The 15,539-nt window shown below is 58.0% G+C and carries 11 protein-coding genes, 2 tRNA genes and 1 pseudogene; 12 read left to right on the top strand and 2 right to left on the bottom strand.

Annotated features, from left to right (window positions below; translation table 11 throughout):
• Nucleotides 1-285 precede the first annotated feature (285 nt).
• From alr to D7X94_RS02845, 12 genes and pseudogenes are all read left to right on the top strand, one after another.
• Complete coding sequence (alr, locus tag D7X94_RS02895) at nucleotides 286-1,473, top strand: alanine racemase (protein ID WP_120426195.1); 1,188 nt, start codon at nucleotides 286-288, stop codon at nucleotides 1,471-1,473.
• A 13-nt stretch (nucleotides 1,474-1,486) separates the two neighbouring features.
• The gene (locus D7X94_RS02890; protein WP_120426194.1) at nucleotides 1,487-1,963 is read left to right on the top strand and encodes an NUDIX domain-containing protein; all 477 of its coding nucleotides are present in this window, start codon (nucleotides 1,487-1,489) and stop codon (nucleotides 1,961-1,963) included.
• A gap of 594 nt (nucleotides 1,964-2,557) precedes the next feature.
• A pseudogene (locus D7X94_RS19760) lies at nucleotides 2,558-2,741 on the top strand (hypothetical protein); the annotation flags it as partial.
• A gap of 496 nt (nucleotides 2,742-3,237) precedes the next feature.
• Entirely contained in the window at nucleotides 3,238-4,914 is a 1,677-nt protein-coding gene (locus tag D7X94_RS02875) for an ammonium transporter (protein WP_120426192.1), read from the top strand.
• 106 nt (nucleotides 4,915-5,020) lie between these two features.
• A complete protein-coding gene (locus tag D7X94_RS18305) occupies nucleotides 5,021-5,158 on the top strand; it encodes a hypothetical protein (protein WP_158590867.1) in 138 nt (45 codons plus the stop codon).
• Between the two features lie 38 nt (nucleotides 5,159-5,196).
• Complete coding sequence (asnB, locus tag D7X94_RS02870; RefSeq protein ID WP_120426191.1) at nucleotides 5,197-6,777, top strand: asparagine synthase B; 1,581 nt, start codon at nucleotides 5,197-5,199, stop codon at nucleotides 6,775-6,777.
• Between the two features lie 114 nt (nucleotides 6,778-6,891).
• Nucleotides 6,892-6,973, top strand: a tRNA-Tyr gene (locus D7X94_RS18300).
• Nucleotides 6,974-7,392: 419 nt separating this feature from the next.
• Nucleotides 7,393-7,539, top strand: a complete 147-nt coding sequence (locus D7X94_RS18295; RefSeq protein WP_158590866.1) for a hypothetical protein — start codon at nucleotides 7,393-7,395, stop codon at nucleotides 7,537-7,539.
• Nucleotides 7,540-7,758: 219 nt separating this feature from the next.
• Nucleotides 7,759-7,834: transfer RNA gene (locus D7X94_RS02860), tRNA-Gly, on the top strand.
• 218 nt (nucleotides 7,835-8,052) lie between these two features.
• A complete protein-coding gene (locus tag D7X94_RS02855) occupies nucleotides 8,053-8,991 on the top strand; it encodes an AAA family ATPase (RefSeq protein ID WP_120426256.1) in 939 nt (312 codons plus the stop codon).
• 27 nt (nucleotides 8,992-9,018) lie between these two features.
• Nucleotides 9,019-10,179, top strand: coding sequence for a DUF58 domain-containing protein (locus D7X94_RS02850; protein ID WP_120426189.1), 1,161 nt, complete (start codon nucleotides 9,019-9,021; stop codon nucleotides 10,177-10,179).
• Nucleotides 10,180-10,224: 45 nt separating this feature from the next.
• Entirely contained in the window at nucleotides 10,225-12,954 is a 2,730-nt protein-coding gene (locus D7X94_RS02845) for a transglutaminase-like domain-containing protein (protein ID WP_120426188.1), read from the top strand.
• 335 nt (nucleotides 12,955-13,289) lie between these two features.
• Here D7X94_RS02845 and rhaD read toward each other — a convergent pair whose 3' ends face one another.
• Together rhaD and D7X94_RS02835 are read right to left on the bottom strand one after the other, a co-directional pair.
• Nucleotides 13,290-14,102: a rhamnulose-1-phosphate aldolase gene (gene rhaD / locus D7X94_RS02840; protein WP_120426187.1), complete on the bottom strand. Its 813-nt coding sequence runs from the start codon at nucleotides 14,100-14,102 to the stop codon at nucleotides 13,290-13,292.
• A gap of 18 nt (nucleotides 14,103-14,120) precedes the next feature.
• Nucleotides 14,121-15,539, bottom strand: a complete 1,419-nt coding sequence (locus tag D7X94_RS02835) for an arabinose isomerase (protein WP_120426186.1) — start codon at nucleotides 15,537-15,539, stop codon at nucleotides 14,121-14,123.

The following is a 15,539-nucleotide window of genomic DNA, read 5'->3' as shown; positions in this document are numbered from 1 at the left end:
CGTGGGAGTTTGAGGGCAACGCCCTCAAGTTCTTTTCTCTTGACCTTAACTCCTGAGAAGCGCATTTTTTGAAGGTGAATTGGCGCGTAGCGCCAAGAGGAAACTTTTTGCAAGAGAAAAAAGTTTCCTAGAAACCGGAACTCGTCAGCGGTGTGCGCAGAGCCCCCATAAAAAATATTATATCACGTTTTTGCAAATTTGGGTAGCGGGAAATGGGGCCCTTGCCAAATTTTCCGGATGCTGGTATAATTGGGAAAGTCGGAAGCTGGAAGGAGGCTGTTTTCTATGAAAGAAATTATCCGGAGGACCTGGGCGGAGATCGACCTGGACGCCCTGGCGGAGAACTACCGCCAGGTGCGCCTGGCGGCCAGCCCAAAGGCCCAGGTCTGCTGCGTGGTCAAGGCCGACGGCTACGGCCACGGGGCCCTGCGGGTGGCCGCGGAGCTGGAGCGCCTGGGGGCCGGGTGGTTCGCGGTGTCCAATCTGGAAGAGGCCCTCCAGCTTCGCCAGGGAGGAGTTCGAAAGCCGATCCTTGTGCTGGGCTTCACCCCGGCGGAGGAGGCGGCGGTTCTGGCCCGGGAGAATATCTCCCAGTGCGTCTACTCCACCGCTTACGCCCAGGAGCTCTCCCACCATGCCCAGGCCGCCGGAGTACAGGTGAACATCCATGCCAAGATCGACACCGGCATGAGCCGCCTGGGCTTCTACTATCAGGATATCAACCGGGACGAGGGGGCCATTGACGAGGTCTTGGCCGCCTGTACCCTGCCGGGGCTGATTCCCCAGGGAATCTTCTCCCATTTCGCCGTGTCCGACGAGGGCGCGGAAGGGGATCTCTTCACCATGCGCCAGTTCGGCTGCTTCAAGGAGATGTCCGAGGCCCTGACGCGCCGGGGCCTTCGGATTCCCCTGCGCCATTGCGCCAACTCCGCCGCTGTGTTCGACTATCCCCTCTCCCATCTGGACATGGTGCGGGCCGGGGTGGTGCTCTACGGCCTGTACCCCTCCGCCCAGTTGCGGGCCCAGCCGGAGCTGAGGTCCGTGCTCTCCCTGCGGTCCGTGGTGTCCCATATAAAGACCATCCAGCCGGGGGCCACGGTCAGCTATGGCCGGATGTTCACCGCCAGCCGGGAAATGCGGGTAGCCACCGTACCTGTGGGCTACGCCGACGGCTACCCCCGGGCGTTGGCTCAGGGTGGGGCCCAGGTGCTCATCCACGGCCGGCGCTGTCCGGTGCTGGGGCGCATCTGCATGGACCAGCTCATGGCTGATGTCACAGATCTGGAGGGGATCTCCATCGGCGACCGGGTTACCCTGATCGGTCGGGACGGGGAGGAGGAGATTACCGCCGGAGAAGTGGCGTCCTGGGAGGGCACCATCAACTATGAAGTGGTCTGCGCCCTGTCCAAGCGGGTTCCTCGGGTGTACCTGAAGGGCGGCAGGGTGGACAGCATCTACAACCAATTGATTTGAGGAGGGGAGCGTCATGATCCGCAATTCCGCTAAGGCCTTTGTCTGGGACGGCAGCAGGCTGCTGCTGAACAGCCACCGGGACAGCGCCGGCGGGGAGTATTTCGACCTGCCCGGCGGGGGCCAGCACCCCTATGAGACTATGGAAGAGGCGGTGGTCCGGGAGGTGCGGGAGGAGACCGGTCTTACGGTAGAACCAGTGCGGTTTCTAGCCCTGGCCGAGGAGATCTTCACCAACGAGGACATGCGCCGCCGTTTTCCGGAATACTGCCACCGGACCATGCACATCTTTCTGGTGCGGGTTCTGCCCGGCGAACCGGGGACCATTGCCGAGCCGGACTTCCAACAGACCGGCAGCCGATGGGTCGCGCCGGTGGAGGCGGAGGCCCTTCCCCTGGTGCCCCTGCAGCTACGGGGAAGGGTCCGGGAACTGCTGGCCTCTTCGGGGCCGGTCTATCTGGGATCCCTTCGCCGGGACGAGGTGTGTATGTAGCGGTAGTGTCAAAAGGTAGATACTCGTGCGGTTCGGCCTATCTCTTTTCCGTTTCCGCCCCAGCCGCTGGAGGGAGAAAGCCAGTTGAGAGGCCTTATCGGTAGGTTGTTGGAGAGGCGGTTGTGGTTAACAATCTGTTTCTCAAAATCAGCAAGAGCGAAAAAAGAATGGAAATTATAGAAGTGCTTCTGGCCCTCACGGCGACTGCGTTCGACTTTACCGTTGTGTTTTGGGGTATAGGGCTTATTTTTCTTGGGAAACAGCCCCAGCTTGCGTATGACACGAAATAGACTCTCGGGTCGGCAGGTATAGCCGTGATCCCTCAGTCTGCTCCAAAACTCCACCAGACCTAGGTCTGGGTTCCGTCGATGCATATTGCGGATGAGCTTCAGCACCAACGCAACAGGAGGTCTTATATAAAAACGGCGATCCTGCTAGGCGGCTTTCAAATTGATGCACCCCGCCTCCGCTATCTTTCTCGAGTGCGGTCTTGGAAAGAGCATCATCACCCTCACCGCCTTCTGGTTCGTCTTTTTTAAGCATACGGCAATCCCTAGACAGCGCCGAAAAACAGGATAAGCCCTGCGTACCCACATGGAACACTGGTTCCCTCTGGGCCACTTGGGCACAAAGTTTATCACCGAGCTGGTTTTCAATGAAACACGGCCTAATGCCCCGCTGTACGACACCTGGTTTGAGCACGACGCCTGCGGCATCGGCGCGGTGGTGGACATTAAAGGCCGCAAAAGCCACCGGACGGTGGACGACGCGCTGGCGAAAATGTCCCGCATCCAACAGAGGGGTATAAGGAGCCCGGACAGCGCGACGCGGGGACTGGAGTTTAACCGAAAGCTCTATGTGGTCCGGCGGGTGTTCAAACAGTCGGATGGCGGCATCTATGTGGCGTCCCTGTCCAGCTGCGCTTTCGGGACAAGCCGGAAGATGTGGTCAACGTTATGCGCTTCATTGCTAAGAGACGAATGCCTTTATTTAGGATACAGCAGCCGGAATTGTTTTCATCATAATAGGCGCTTTAAGATCATGGAAATGCATGACAAACTCTTTAATCTTTCATATATCGTGGGGGGAATTTGTGATTCCCTCCAAAAATGAAACATACACCTTGACATCCTGCAAGTGTGGTGCTATACTACTTGCATCAGGCAAAGGCGCCGGAGTGTTACTATCTCCCGGCACCTTTTTTGATTTACGCAATGGGGCGTGTGTGCAGATTATGCACACGCGCCCGGTATATTTTCAAGGGGGAAATAAGTATGGATATGTCAGTATGGTATCTGGTCGGCGCGATCCTGGTATTCTTCATGCAGTGCGGCTTCGCCGCCGTGGAGGCAGGTTTCACCCGGGCAAAAAACGCGGGTAACATTATCATGAAGAACCTAATGGATTTCTGTATCGGCACGGTGGTGTTCGTGGCCCTGGGCTATGGCATCATGAACAGCGAGAACTACTTCTTTGGCCTTATCGGAATGCCGGAATATCAGATGTTCACCGATTTCTACAGTTTCGACTGGCCAAACTTCTTCTTCCAACTGGTGTTCTGCGCTACCGCCGCCACCATCGTCTCCGGAGCCATGGCGGAACGCACCAAATTCTCCAGCTATTGCATCTATTCCGCTGTCATTTCCGCTGTGGTGTACCCCATTGAGGCCGGTTGGGTGTGGAATGCCCAGGGCTGGCTGGCCAAACTGGGTTTCATCGATTTCGCCGGCTCCGCTGTCATTCACATGGTAGGCGGCATCTCTGGGCTCATTGGGGCCATCCTGCTGGGGGCCCGCATCGGCAAGTATGATGAAAAGGGCAATTCCCGGGCGATCCTGGGGCACAACATCCCCCTGGCGGCTATGGGTACCTTCATTCTGTGGTTCTGCTGGTATGGGTTCAACGGCGCGGCCGCGTCGGGCACCGCCCAGCTGGCCCAGATCCTGGCCAACACCACCATTGCTCCTGCTGTAGCCACCGTGGCCTGTATGCTGTTCACCTGGATTAAAAACGGCAAGCCGGACGTGGGTATGTGCCTGAACGCGCCGCTGGCGGGGCTGGTGGGCATCACCGCCGGATGTGCCAGTATGGACGCGCTGGGTTCCGCCGTGGTGGGCGTAGTCACGGGCATTTTGGTGGTGGTCGTGGTAGAGACGGTGGATACGAAGCTCCATATCGACGACCCTGTGGGCGCGGTGGCGGTCCACGGAAGCTGTGGTCTGACAGGCACGATTTTGACCGGCCTTCTGGCCACTGATGGCGGTCTGCTCTACGGCGGCGGGTTTCGCCAGCTGGGCGTGCAGTGCCTTGGGGTGCTGGCCATCGCCGCCTACACGGCGGTCGCCATGACCATTGTATTTCAAATCATCAAAGCCGTCAACGGCCTGCGGGTATCCGCCGAGGAGGAGATCACCGGCATGGATCCCACCGAGCATGGCCTACCATCCGCTTACGCAGACTTCATGCCCACCACCACCTTAACCGCCATGCCGGGGGCAAACGCCTTCCCCGAGCCGGTGGCGGCTCAAAAGGGCAAGGGCGTGGACGAGGCTGTGCCCGTCCAGGTCATGTCCGCCCCCCTACCCGCGTCTGATGTAAGGCTGTCCAAGGTGACGGTGGTGTGCAATCAGGCCAAGTTCGAGCAGCTTAAGGCCGCCATGAACGACATCGGCGTCACAGGCATGACCGTCACCCAGGTGCTGGGCTGCGGCATCCAGAAAGGTCGCACGGAGTATTACCGCGGGGTGCCCCTGTCCATGAACCTGCTGCCCAAGCTCCAGGTGGACATGGTGGTGTCCAAGGTTCCCGTGGCCCAGGTGGTGGACACTGCCCGGAAAGCGCTGTACACCGGCCATATCGGCGACGGCAAGATCTTCGTCTATGGCGTAGAGCAGGCTGTCAAGGTCCGCACTAACGAGAGGGGCTATGACGCTCTCCAGGGTGAGGAATAAGATCAGCCACAGGGCAAGGGCACATCCCTTGCCCTGTGGGTATTGGCAAAAGGAGTGCGGCCGATATCCCGGACAAAAAGGATCTCGTCGCCTGCCGGTACTCTCTTTGGAGGGCATCCGGCGGCAGACCGGGGCGGACAGCCTGGATTTCCTGAACCTGGACGCTCTGCATAAAGTCATGCCAGACGCGGCCTGTGGCTTTTGCAACGGATGCTTTACGGAGAACTATCCCGTTCCAGGCTGAAAATCAAGCCCAAGAAAACGGGCGGAAAGAGGCAAATCATGTGTTCCATAATTGGTTTTTGTGGTCCAGTGACGAATAAGGAAGCATTCCAGCATGGGTTCCAGCGCACCGTCAGCCGGGGCCCGGATGACAGCCGGGTTCTTCCGGCCGGGGAGGGTTTGCTGGGTTTCCACCGGCTGTCCATTATGGGCTTGTCTCCAGAGGGGATGCAGCCTTTTGAGCTGGACGGCAGCTATTGTGTGTGTAACGGCGAAATTTATGGCTTTGAAAAGCTCAAACAGGAATTAGAGGGAAAGGGCTATCTATTCCACAGTGGATCCGATTGCGAGATCCTGCTCCCCCTGTACCGGGAGTATGGAGCCAGAATGTTCGCAATGCTGGACGCGGAGTTTGCCTGCGTCCTCTATGACGGTACAACAGGGGAGTTCGTTGCCGCTCGGGACCCTATTGGCATCCGGCCCCTGTACTACGGTTACGACCGCGCCGGGACCATCGTCTTTGCCAGCGAGCCGAAAAATCTGGTGGGCGTGGTGGGAGAAATCGTACCCTTCCCGCCGGGACATTACTATAAGGACGATACATTCGTGTGCTACCGAGACGTCACCCGGGTGGAGCAAGTGTGTTTCGATGATTTAGAGGTTATCTGCACCCATATCCGGGAAAAACTGGTGGCCGGGGTGGAGAAGCGGCTGGTAGCCGACGCCAAGGTGGGCTTTCTGCTGTCCGGCGGGCTGGACTCCTCGCTGGTATGTGCCGTCGCCGCAAAAAAGAGCATAGCTCCCATCCGCACCTTCGCCATTGGTATGGACGTTGACGCCATCGACCTGAAATACGCCCGCCAAGCAGCGGAGCACATCGGCAGCGACCACACCGAGGTCATCATCACGAAACAGGATGTACTGGATAGCCTGGAGACGGTGGTGGAGCTGTTGGGCACCTACGACATCACCACCATCCGGGCCAGTGTGGGGATGTACCTGGTTTGCAAGGCCATCCACGAGTGGACGGACATCCGGGTGATTCTCACCGGGGAGATCTCTGACGAGTTATTTGGTTATAAATATACCGACTACGCCCCGTCCGCCCAGGCGTTCCAGGATGAAGCGGCCAAGCGTATTCAGGAGCTGCATATGTACGACGTACTCCGGGCGGACCGGTGCATCTCGGTAAACTCCCTGGAGGCCAGAGTGCCCTTCGGAGATTTGGAGTTCGTGGAGTACATCATGTCCATAGACCCGGAGAAAAAGCTAAATACTTATGGCAAGGGCAAGTATCTGCTTAGAAAAGCCTTCGAGGGAGATTGGCTGCCCGATGGGATTCTATGGCGGGAGAAAGCAGCGTTTTCCGACGCAGTGGGCCACTCCCTGGTGGACGATCTGAAAGAGTATGCCGAGAGCTGCTACTCCGACGGGGAGTTTGAGGTGCTGCGACAGAAATACGATCACGCTCGCCCCTTCACGAAGGAATCCCTGCTCTACCGGGAACTGTTTGAGAAATACTATCCCGGCCAGGATAGCATGGTGACCGGGTTCTGGATGCCCAACAGGGATTGGGATGGCTGTAACGTGGATGATCCCTCAGCACGGGTGCTGGCTAACTATGGGGATAGCGGAGTATGACTAAGTATTTTTTGCCACCGGGAGAGCGACCTTCGGGCTGCTGGAGTGCCGCTCTATGCCTATGGCCGAGCTGACTGGCCGACTTGGCGGTGCCTACAAAATTGCATAGTTTATGGGGGAGTTCCCGACTGTCCAAAAGGGGCAGACTGTAGATCTGTTGTTGGCGACTTCAGCGGTTCGAATTCGCTCTTCCTCACTGAGTTTGATGAACGGTTGGAAGTCAGATTCCAAAATGGCATCGAGGTGGAGAGCTGACACAAACAATAAATCCCGTTGATTCTTTCCATTAGAATTAGCGGGGTTTTACATTGTGTCCATCAATTCAAGAAGTAGGCTTTTCTGACGGTCAGTGAGAGAACTCCACTTTGCGAATAATGTTGCTGCTCCTCGGTCAGTTCCAGGGTTTCTCTCTGAGAAGAACTGTGGCTGGGTCGTGTTCACACAAGTGCATCGACAAGAAGAGCAAGTTTGTTTCGGACTTGCACGCGGAAATCTCGCCGCAGACCCTGGCAAGAATACGCAGAAGCCATGACGTACTTTTCAAAACCGCCGGAAAGCTGGCCAAAGGTTCAGGGATGCTCGTGACAGAGATCATCGAGAAAGGAGAGTAGCAAAATGACGTGGCTAACCAAGTACGAACAGGAGACCATCATCAGCTTTAACGAAGATGAGACCACCAGCGTTTACACGTATAACCCGGCCTTGCGGCAGAAATTGAGCCAACTGGCCCAAAAATGGCCCCAAGAGTGCGTCCTGGCTTGAAACCCGCGACTATAGCTGCACCATCCCAAAACGCTGGGTGAAGATAAAACCAAACCGCGTACTTAATAAGACGCAGAAAGCACAGTTTTCGGCAAAAACGGCGGCGAAACTCGCCATGAAAATGCAAGTCATTTATCCCCGCAAGGAAATAATACCTCTGACATGAGAGAAAAAAGCATTGACATTTTCTTCTGCTTGGTATATAATGAATTTATTCTTGCGGGCGTAGCTCATCTGGTAGAGCGCCACCTTGCCAAGGTGGAGGTAGCGAGTTCGAGCCTCGTCGTCCGCTCCATTACATTCGAATAGTGTAGATATGGAAATAGAGAAGTGAAAACTTCCCTATTTTGCTTTCTGGGATAACCGGAGAGGACTGTCCGCGGTTTGAGTTTTTCCAAAGACCGGCCTTTCCCAGGAAATCCCCGCCGTCCTCAATATTTTGGGGAAAGCAGACTGGGCATGCACCCGGTGCGGATTTGGACAGTTAAAATGAAAATGGAAGCGGGAAAGCGGATGACTCAGCCCAAAGCGTTAGCCATAATTAACGAAGTACGTAAGGCTATCATTGGAAAAGATACGGTTGTATGCAAAACTTTGATGGCCATCATCGCCGGAGGCCATATTTTATTGGAAGATAATCCCGGCGTGGGAAAAACCACCATGGCGCTGGCCTTTTCCCGGGCCATGAGCATGAGTTTCAGCCGGGTGCAGTTCACCCCAGAAACCATGCCCAGCGACGTAATCGGCTATTCCATCGTCAATCAAGATACCGGGCGGCTGGAATACCGGCCAGGTGCTTTGTTGTGCAATCTATTTCTGGCAGACGAGATCAACCGCACCAGTGCAAAGACGCAAAGCGCGTTGCTGGAAGCCATGGAGGAGGGACAGGTTACCGTGGACGGTGTAAGCCGTCAGCTGCCCCGGCCCTATACGGTCATCGCCACCCAGAACCCTCTGGGGACAGCGGGAACTCAGCCTCTGCCTGAGTCTCAGTTGGACCGGTTCATGCTGCGCCTGAGCATTGGGTATCCCTCGGCGGAGCAGGAAGTGGGGATCCTCAAACAGACCGAAGGCCAGCGACCTTTGAATCTGATTCAACCCGCCGCTAGTCTGGACGAGGTGGTTCAGATGCGCCGGGAAGCCGCTGGAATTTATGTGGCTGACGATTTGTACCGTTATGTGGCGGATCTCTGTGTGGCAACCCGGGAGGATCCCGCCTTACGGTTGGGCGTCAGCCCCCGGGCAGGAGGGGCCCTGGTTCGTGCCTGTCGGGCCTCCGCCTGGATGGGAGGCAGGGACTATGTGGTTCCCGCAGACATCCACTTGCTGTTTTACGACGTGATGGCTCATCGGGTGGTACTGGAGCCCCAGGCAAAAATGAGCGGTCGGGATCCGCGCTCTGTTCTGGAGGGCGTGATGGGGCGGGTGCCCGCGCCCAAGCTCATCAAATAAACTCTGTGTGAGGGAAGGTGCAAACGGGTGCTGAAAAACCGGTTGTGCTATCTGTTGATTCTCTTCTGCACGGCTCTCTTCTTCGTATGCTTTAACGGCTACTACTCTGCCTATGTCTTTGCCCTTTCCCTGGCGCTTCCAGTGCTTTCCCTGCTGATTTCTCTTCCGGGAATGCTCACCCTGAAGCTTGCCGTCTTTGTGCCAGGGCAGGAGGAGCCCGCCCGGGCGCAAAAGTCTGCCCCCATCCTGCTGCATGTTCAGGCGGTTACCGCCTGGGTTGTACCGGCCGGCCGGACCAGGGCCAGACTGGTTATCACCAATACTTTTACAGATGAAAGCCGCTGGGAGCAGATGGAATTTTCCCCCAGCCGTCTGCCCCAGGTTATGGAACACACTTTGAGCTCCAGCACCTGCGGTGCGGTTACCTGTCAACTAGTCAAGGCCCGGGCTTACGACCTGCTGGGCCTTTTTTGCCTACCTGTAAAAGCCCGGCCGGAGTCCCTCTGTAAGATTATCGTCCAGCCCAATGTTTTCCGCCCGGCACTGGGGGTGAACCCACAGTGTTCGCCGTATGGCGGTGGAGAGCGGTATTCCGCCAGCAAGCCCGGCGGGGATCCCACAGAACTGTTTGGCCTGCGGGAATATCGTCTGGGAGACCGGCTGAACCGAGTGGACTGGAAGCTCTCCCAAAAAACAGGCGGCCTGATGGTAAAGGAATCCAGTCTGCCGGTTACCGACCGGGTTCTGCTGCTGGTAGACCTGGTCACCAGCGGGCCGGAGGCCGACGCTCTGATGGACACGCTGGCTACGCTTTCTGATTTTCTCATTCAGCAAGAGACCGGACATGTGATTGGCTTCTGCCAGGAGGGCGCCTGGCGCTTTCTGGAGGTTTCCATCCCAGAGGATGTCGCGCCTGCCATCGAGCTGGTGCTGTGCTTTGCCAGCCGCAGCCTTCTGCCCGCGGTTCGGCCGGATTCCCCTCCGGCCGGAATTTCCCGTACCATTTACCTGTGTTCTGGTCCGGACCCGGCGGTGGTCGGCCTGCTGGAAGAACTATATCCAGCGGCGCGGCGGCTGCTTTTGCACCTTCTGCCATTGGAAGGGAAGTCCGGCCTGCCGCTGGAAGCCCAGGAGGTACGGATTCGTCCCGGGCATGTGCCGGAGGATCTGGACGGCCTTCTGCTCTAGGCTTTTGCGAAGGAGAGGGTAAGCATCAGGAAGGAGGTGATCCCTATGGATAAGTTTTCCCAGAATTTGCAGCTGGACAGGCCCCGGCTTCTGCTGCCAGAGGGCGGAGAGCTCCGCCGGGGAATTTTTTACACCGCGCTGCTGGTTCTAGCGAATCTGGGCGCCTGGGGATGCTTTATAACCGCCTTCCGGCTACCTGTTTGGGAGGCGTTCCTGGCGGTGATGGGGCTGGGATTCTGCGGGTTTTCTGTGTGGCGGATGCTGGATGGCCGAAAGCGCTGGCGGGTTGTGTCCCTTGCCGGTTGGGCGGTCTGGCTGGTACTGCTGGTGTTCCTGTTTGACCAGGCTATTCACGGAGCGGTGCGCGTTGTCAACATGATGCTGGACGCCTACGGAAGCAAGCTGAACTACGACCTGCCGGTGCTCTCTCTGCCCTATCTTCCCAACCAGCCCCGTCCCGTCCCAGCCAAAGAATGCAGCGTATTTCTACTCTTCCTGTTTTACCCGTTTTCCTGGGCGTTAGGCCGTATGCTGGTGCGCCGGCGGAATTCTCTGGGACCCTTTGCTTTGACAGGCCTTTTGCTCCTGTTGCCTATGAGCTTCTCCATTTTGCCGGCAGGCTGGGCCTTTGCGGCCCTGCTGCTGTTTTGGAGCGCGCTGCTCCTGATTGCTCCTATATTGGGCGGCCGGGAGGGACTTAGAAGCCAAAAGCGGCGATATCGGGCCTCTGGCTCGGCTTCCGCCCGGCCAGGGACACTTTTGCTTTTGCCGGCGGTCCTTTTGTGTATGGCGGCGATCTATCTCTATATTCCACCGGCAGAATATACCCGGCCTCCCCTGGTGGATGGCCTCCGGGCCAGCCTGCAGGATGGCTTTGGCTCGGCCTCCTATCTCCGGGGAGGACAGGGCAACAGCAACAAGCAGGTGGACCTGAACGCCATGGGCGGCAGAAGCTATACCGGCGAAACCATGCTGCGGGTGAAGTTCGACTGGGACGCCCCCGTCTGGGAGGATTCCAGCGTCAACCGGGTCAAGGAGTATTTGCACAGCTTTGTGGGCAGCGTGTACACCGGGAAGAGCTGGGAGCGCCTAGACCTGGACGACCGCCAGCAGCTGGAGGCCCTGGATTTTTCTCCTCAGAACCTAAACGCCCTGTACCGGGAGATTATGCCGGTGAGCTTCATCGACTCCCCTGCGTCCTACACCCTCTCTGTGGAAAATCTGGGGGCCAACCCCCGGTGCGTCTACATCCCCACCACCCTGGAGAGCTCTGAGGAGGAGCTGGCGGACCAGGAAATCGAAATGGTAGACGGCAGCTACGCCAAATCCGGAAGCCTTCTCTCCGGCACAAAGACCTATTCCCTGAGCGGGGTGGGGTATAGATATCCGGGGGAGGGAAGCTCCAGCTACTTCGACCGGGTCTCCGCCTACGCCAGCTTGCTGGAATACGAGCCCAGGCAGTTTGTGTTTCTCGAAAACTACGGCGATTTTACAGGGACCTTCGAGGGAGCGGGAGGCGTTCTGCTGGACCAGAGAGGCTACGGCTCCCGCTCCTATACCCTCAGCAGCGTGGATGATTTTCCCCTGTGGAGAAACATAGTGGACAGCCTGTGGGACCAGAAGGATGCCGGCGGGGAGGGTTGGACCGAGGACCTCTGGACAATGCCGGAGGGGTTCACCGCCCTCTTTTCCCAAGAGGCCAAGGACCTGCTCCCCCAGGCGGAGGCGTACAATCGGTTTGTCTATGACCACTACACCCAGGTGCCGGAGGAGCTGGAGGAGTTTCTGAACTTTTTCCGGGAGGCCTATCACCTGAGCTCCAACTGGGAGGAATACAATCCGGCCACCAAGGTGCAGGCAGCCCTCTTCGCCAGGCAGATTGCGGAAGTTTTCCAGAACTACTACAAGTATTCCCTCAACCCGCCTGTGCCGGAGCGGGGCCAGGACTTTGTGGAGTTTTTCCTGGACCAGTCCCACGAGGGCTACTGCGTGCATTTCGCCACGGCGGCGGTACTGCTGCTTCGTTCCGCCGGGTATCCCGCCCGGTACGCCGAGGGATACGCGGTGCCTTCTGGGCAGGAGGGCTGGGTAGATGTGCCGGACTATAACGCCCACGCCTGGGTGGAGGTGTACTGCGGGGGTCTGGGATGGATTCCGATGGAGGTGACCCCCACCTCCGCAGACAATCCCTCGGCCTACTATAACGCCGTTATGCCGGAGAACCCAGAGGAGCATATGGCCACGCCTTTGCCGGAAGAGGAACGTCCCACCATGCCGCCCAGAAGAACGCCTGGGCCTTTGGAGGAGGACGAGCTCCCAAACCAGACCATGGCGCCCCGGCCCACCTCCCTCCCGGTTCCCGGTCACAATGGCGGAAGCGGAGGACAGGGCCAGAGTGGAGGCGGCGTTCCCATGTGGACGTTGATCCTCTGCCCGGGAATTCTGTGTTTGGCCGGACTAGCGCTGCTGACGGGCAGGCAGATACGGATTCGAACCCGGCGGCGGGACTTCGTCCAGCGGGACCGAAATTTGGCGGGACTCAAGGCCTATGCCTGCCTGCTGAAACTCTATGAATGGGAGGCACTCTGCGGCCAGAGGCAGGATCCACCGGAACACTGGAAGGCGCTGGCGGAAAAGGCCCGGTTCGGCCGGGACATGCTCTCCCGGGAGGAACTGGACCTGTTGATCGCCGACAGCGAAGCCCTTCAGAAGAAGCTGCGGACCCAGCTACCCAGATTCCAGCGGGTGAAGTGCTGGCTGGCAGGGTGGATATAGGCTTCTAATGAGGCGCCCGGCTAACCAGATAGAAACTTTTCAATCCAGTCCAGAGTGAGGCCCTGGACATTGGAGGGGAAAGATTGCCTGTGGCAATTGCTCTGACCCGACCGAGGCGGCAGGGGAGATCCCCAAAAATATTCTCTCTATATATAAAATAAAGAAAAGGAATGCGGCTCAGAAGAATCCAACGGATCCCTTTGAGCCGCACAACATTCCTACTATCCGTTTGGAAACCAACATCCGTGGATCTCCAAGCGGATTTTTTCATTCAACGGAAGTTTCCGCATGTCACGTGGCAAGAAAAGCGCCCAGACGCCTAATCAGCATACCGCTCAATCCAAGAAATCCTTCCGATAGTCCACGCCAAAGAACTCTGCCAGCTTTTTCATTTCGCTGTCCTTTATGGTGTTGATTCGGGGCAGGTGGGCAGTAAGCATATAGATCTGCGCGGCTTTCTCCACTGTCTCAATCAAGCCGAAGGTTTCGTCCAGGGTCTTGCCCGCGCCGTAAATCCCGTGCATCCCCCAGACCACCAGCCGGAATTCCCGCATCTTCTCCGCCGTAGCTTCCCCGATCTCGTTGGTGCCGCAGAGCATCCAGGGCAGCACGCCAATGCCGTCCGGGAACACCACAATGCATTCCGTGCACATTTCCCACAGGGTGTGGGTGAATTTTTTCTCGTCCAGCTCGTGGACGAAATTCATGGCCAGTGTGTGGGTGGGGTGGCAGTGCATGACCACTCTGTTTTGCGGGTCAACCGAAAGCCGGGCCATGTGGCTCATCAGGTGGGCGGGCAATTCGCTGGTGAACTTGCCGCCGTCCTTGTAGCCCCAGAGGAGCTGGGCCGTCTGGCCATCCGGGGCGATTTTGATAATGCCCAGGTTGTTCTCCGGATCCCCCTCCACATTCTTGAAATATTTCCCCGTGCCGGTGACGATGAAGATTTTGCCGGCCAAGGGCTGGGCCTCAAAACCGATGGGGATCTCCCGGATCACATGATTCACGTCCAGAAATTCGGTGGCCTCGTTTTCGTCCAGCAGGCAGCTGATGTTGCCGCCGTTGCGCTCGTCCCATCCCAGGCGGTACATGTTGGCGGTGGTCTTGCGCATTTCGGTGAGAAAAGGCGCGTCCAGTATAGTTTTCATAATGTCTTTCCTTTCCCCTCAGCGGGTGATGACGTCCACCGGCATGTTGAAAATTTTTGCCACCTTGAGAATGGTGTCAATATGCCGTCCGGAAGCAGCAGCCATATGGTGGGTGGGCCCGGCCTCGCTCCACCTGTCGCAGAACGCCCTGGCCCCGCAGGTGAACCGGGTGCGTATATTGGTGTCTCCAAACTGGAAGATAGGCCCGGGCTCGTTTACGCCCTCCGCGGCCACAAACTTGAAATGGCCGTCCCGGTCCTGGGTGACAGCAAGGTATGTCACCGGCCCCAGATGGGGATAGAACTGGGTGAGATACCCGCCGCCGGTCTTACCGTGGAACACGGGCACGATCTTCATGGCGGGCTTTTTTGCGGAGATATCCGCGTCCCCGGAGCCGCTATGGCCGATGATGCACAGATCCTCGTTGAAATCAATGGAGTACATCTCTGAGAGCTGGCCCGTGCCGGCAATGGTTTTGAGGATGCTCATGGCCATGGCCACCTTGATGTCCCCTTCCACCGCGCAGGCCACCCCCTGCTTGATGAGCATGGAAAAGGCGGGGATCAGCATGCTGTCCAGCACGCCGGCCTGGCCTTTGGCGAAGCCGTCATAGTGGGAGGCGATGAGGGCGATACGCTCGTCCTTCACCCACTGTTCGAAGGCCACCACGTACTTGGCCATGTCCCAGACCTTCTCAACGGTCCCGCCGCCCTCAATCTCGAAGGTGTCCAGAATGTCTTGGGCCTTGACGCGAATAGCGTCCTGATCGGTGATATTGTCGGCGATGGCCCACATCTTCTCCCAATCAAACTGCTTGGTATACAAGAACATGCGGTGATATAGATTTGTCTCGTCAATATATAGATCCATCATACCCGGATAGGGCCGGCCGATCTGGGCCAGATTGGTGTCCCGGAAGCGGCGGCGCACCTGGGCGGCGCGAATCCAGTCCTCTATCTCTGACAGGGTCGTGGGGTCGCCGCCCTCCACTACACCGGTAATGACCGCGTGGCGCTTGCCCGCCCGGTTCAGGTCGGCGGCCATCTCCCCCACCGCCCCGCAGGCGTAGAGCTCACCCAGCCAGGTAGCGGTGTCGGTGCTGGCGTAGTCGGGAGCCCTCTTCTTTTGTAGGTTGACCAGCACAACCGGCACATCCAGGTCCCGAACGGCGGGGAGCATATTATAGGACGTGGCATAGGTCAACAGCTGCAAGATCACCAGGTCCACGTCTGCGGCCCGGAACTTGTCCCCGGCCTCCATGGCCTGCTCCTTTGTGGTGACGATGCCTCCGTCGATGAGCTCCGCCGTGTCCGGCAGGGTCTCCTTAAAATCGGCGTACTGGCCCTGAAATTCCGGCACAAGGCTGGGGAACTGGGGCAGGTAGGCCCCCAGGGCGATGGCAAACACGCCCACCCGGGCTTTGGTTTCCACTAGCAT

The organism is Acutalibacter sp. 1XD8-33, from assembly GCF_003612555.1.
Lineage (GTDB): Bacteria > Bacillota > Clostridia > Oscillospirales > Acutalibacteraceae > Acutalibacter.
Note: the sequence above shows the minus strand (reverse complement) of the source record. Positions and strands in the feature narration are given on the sequence as shown.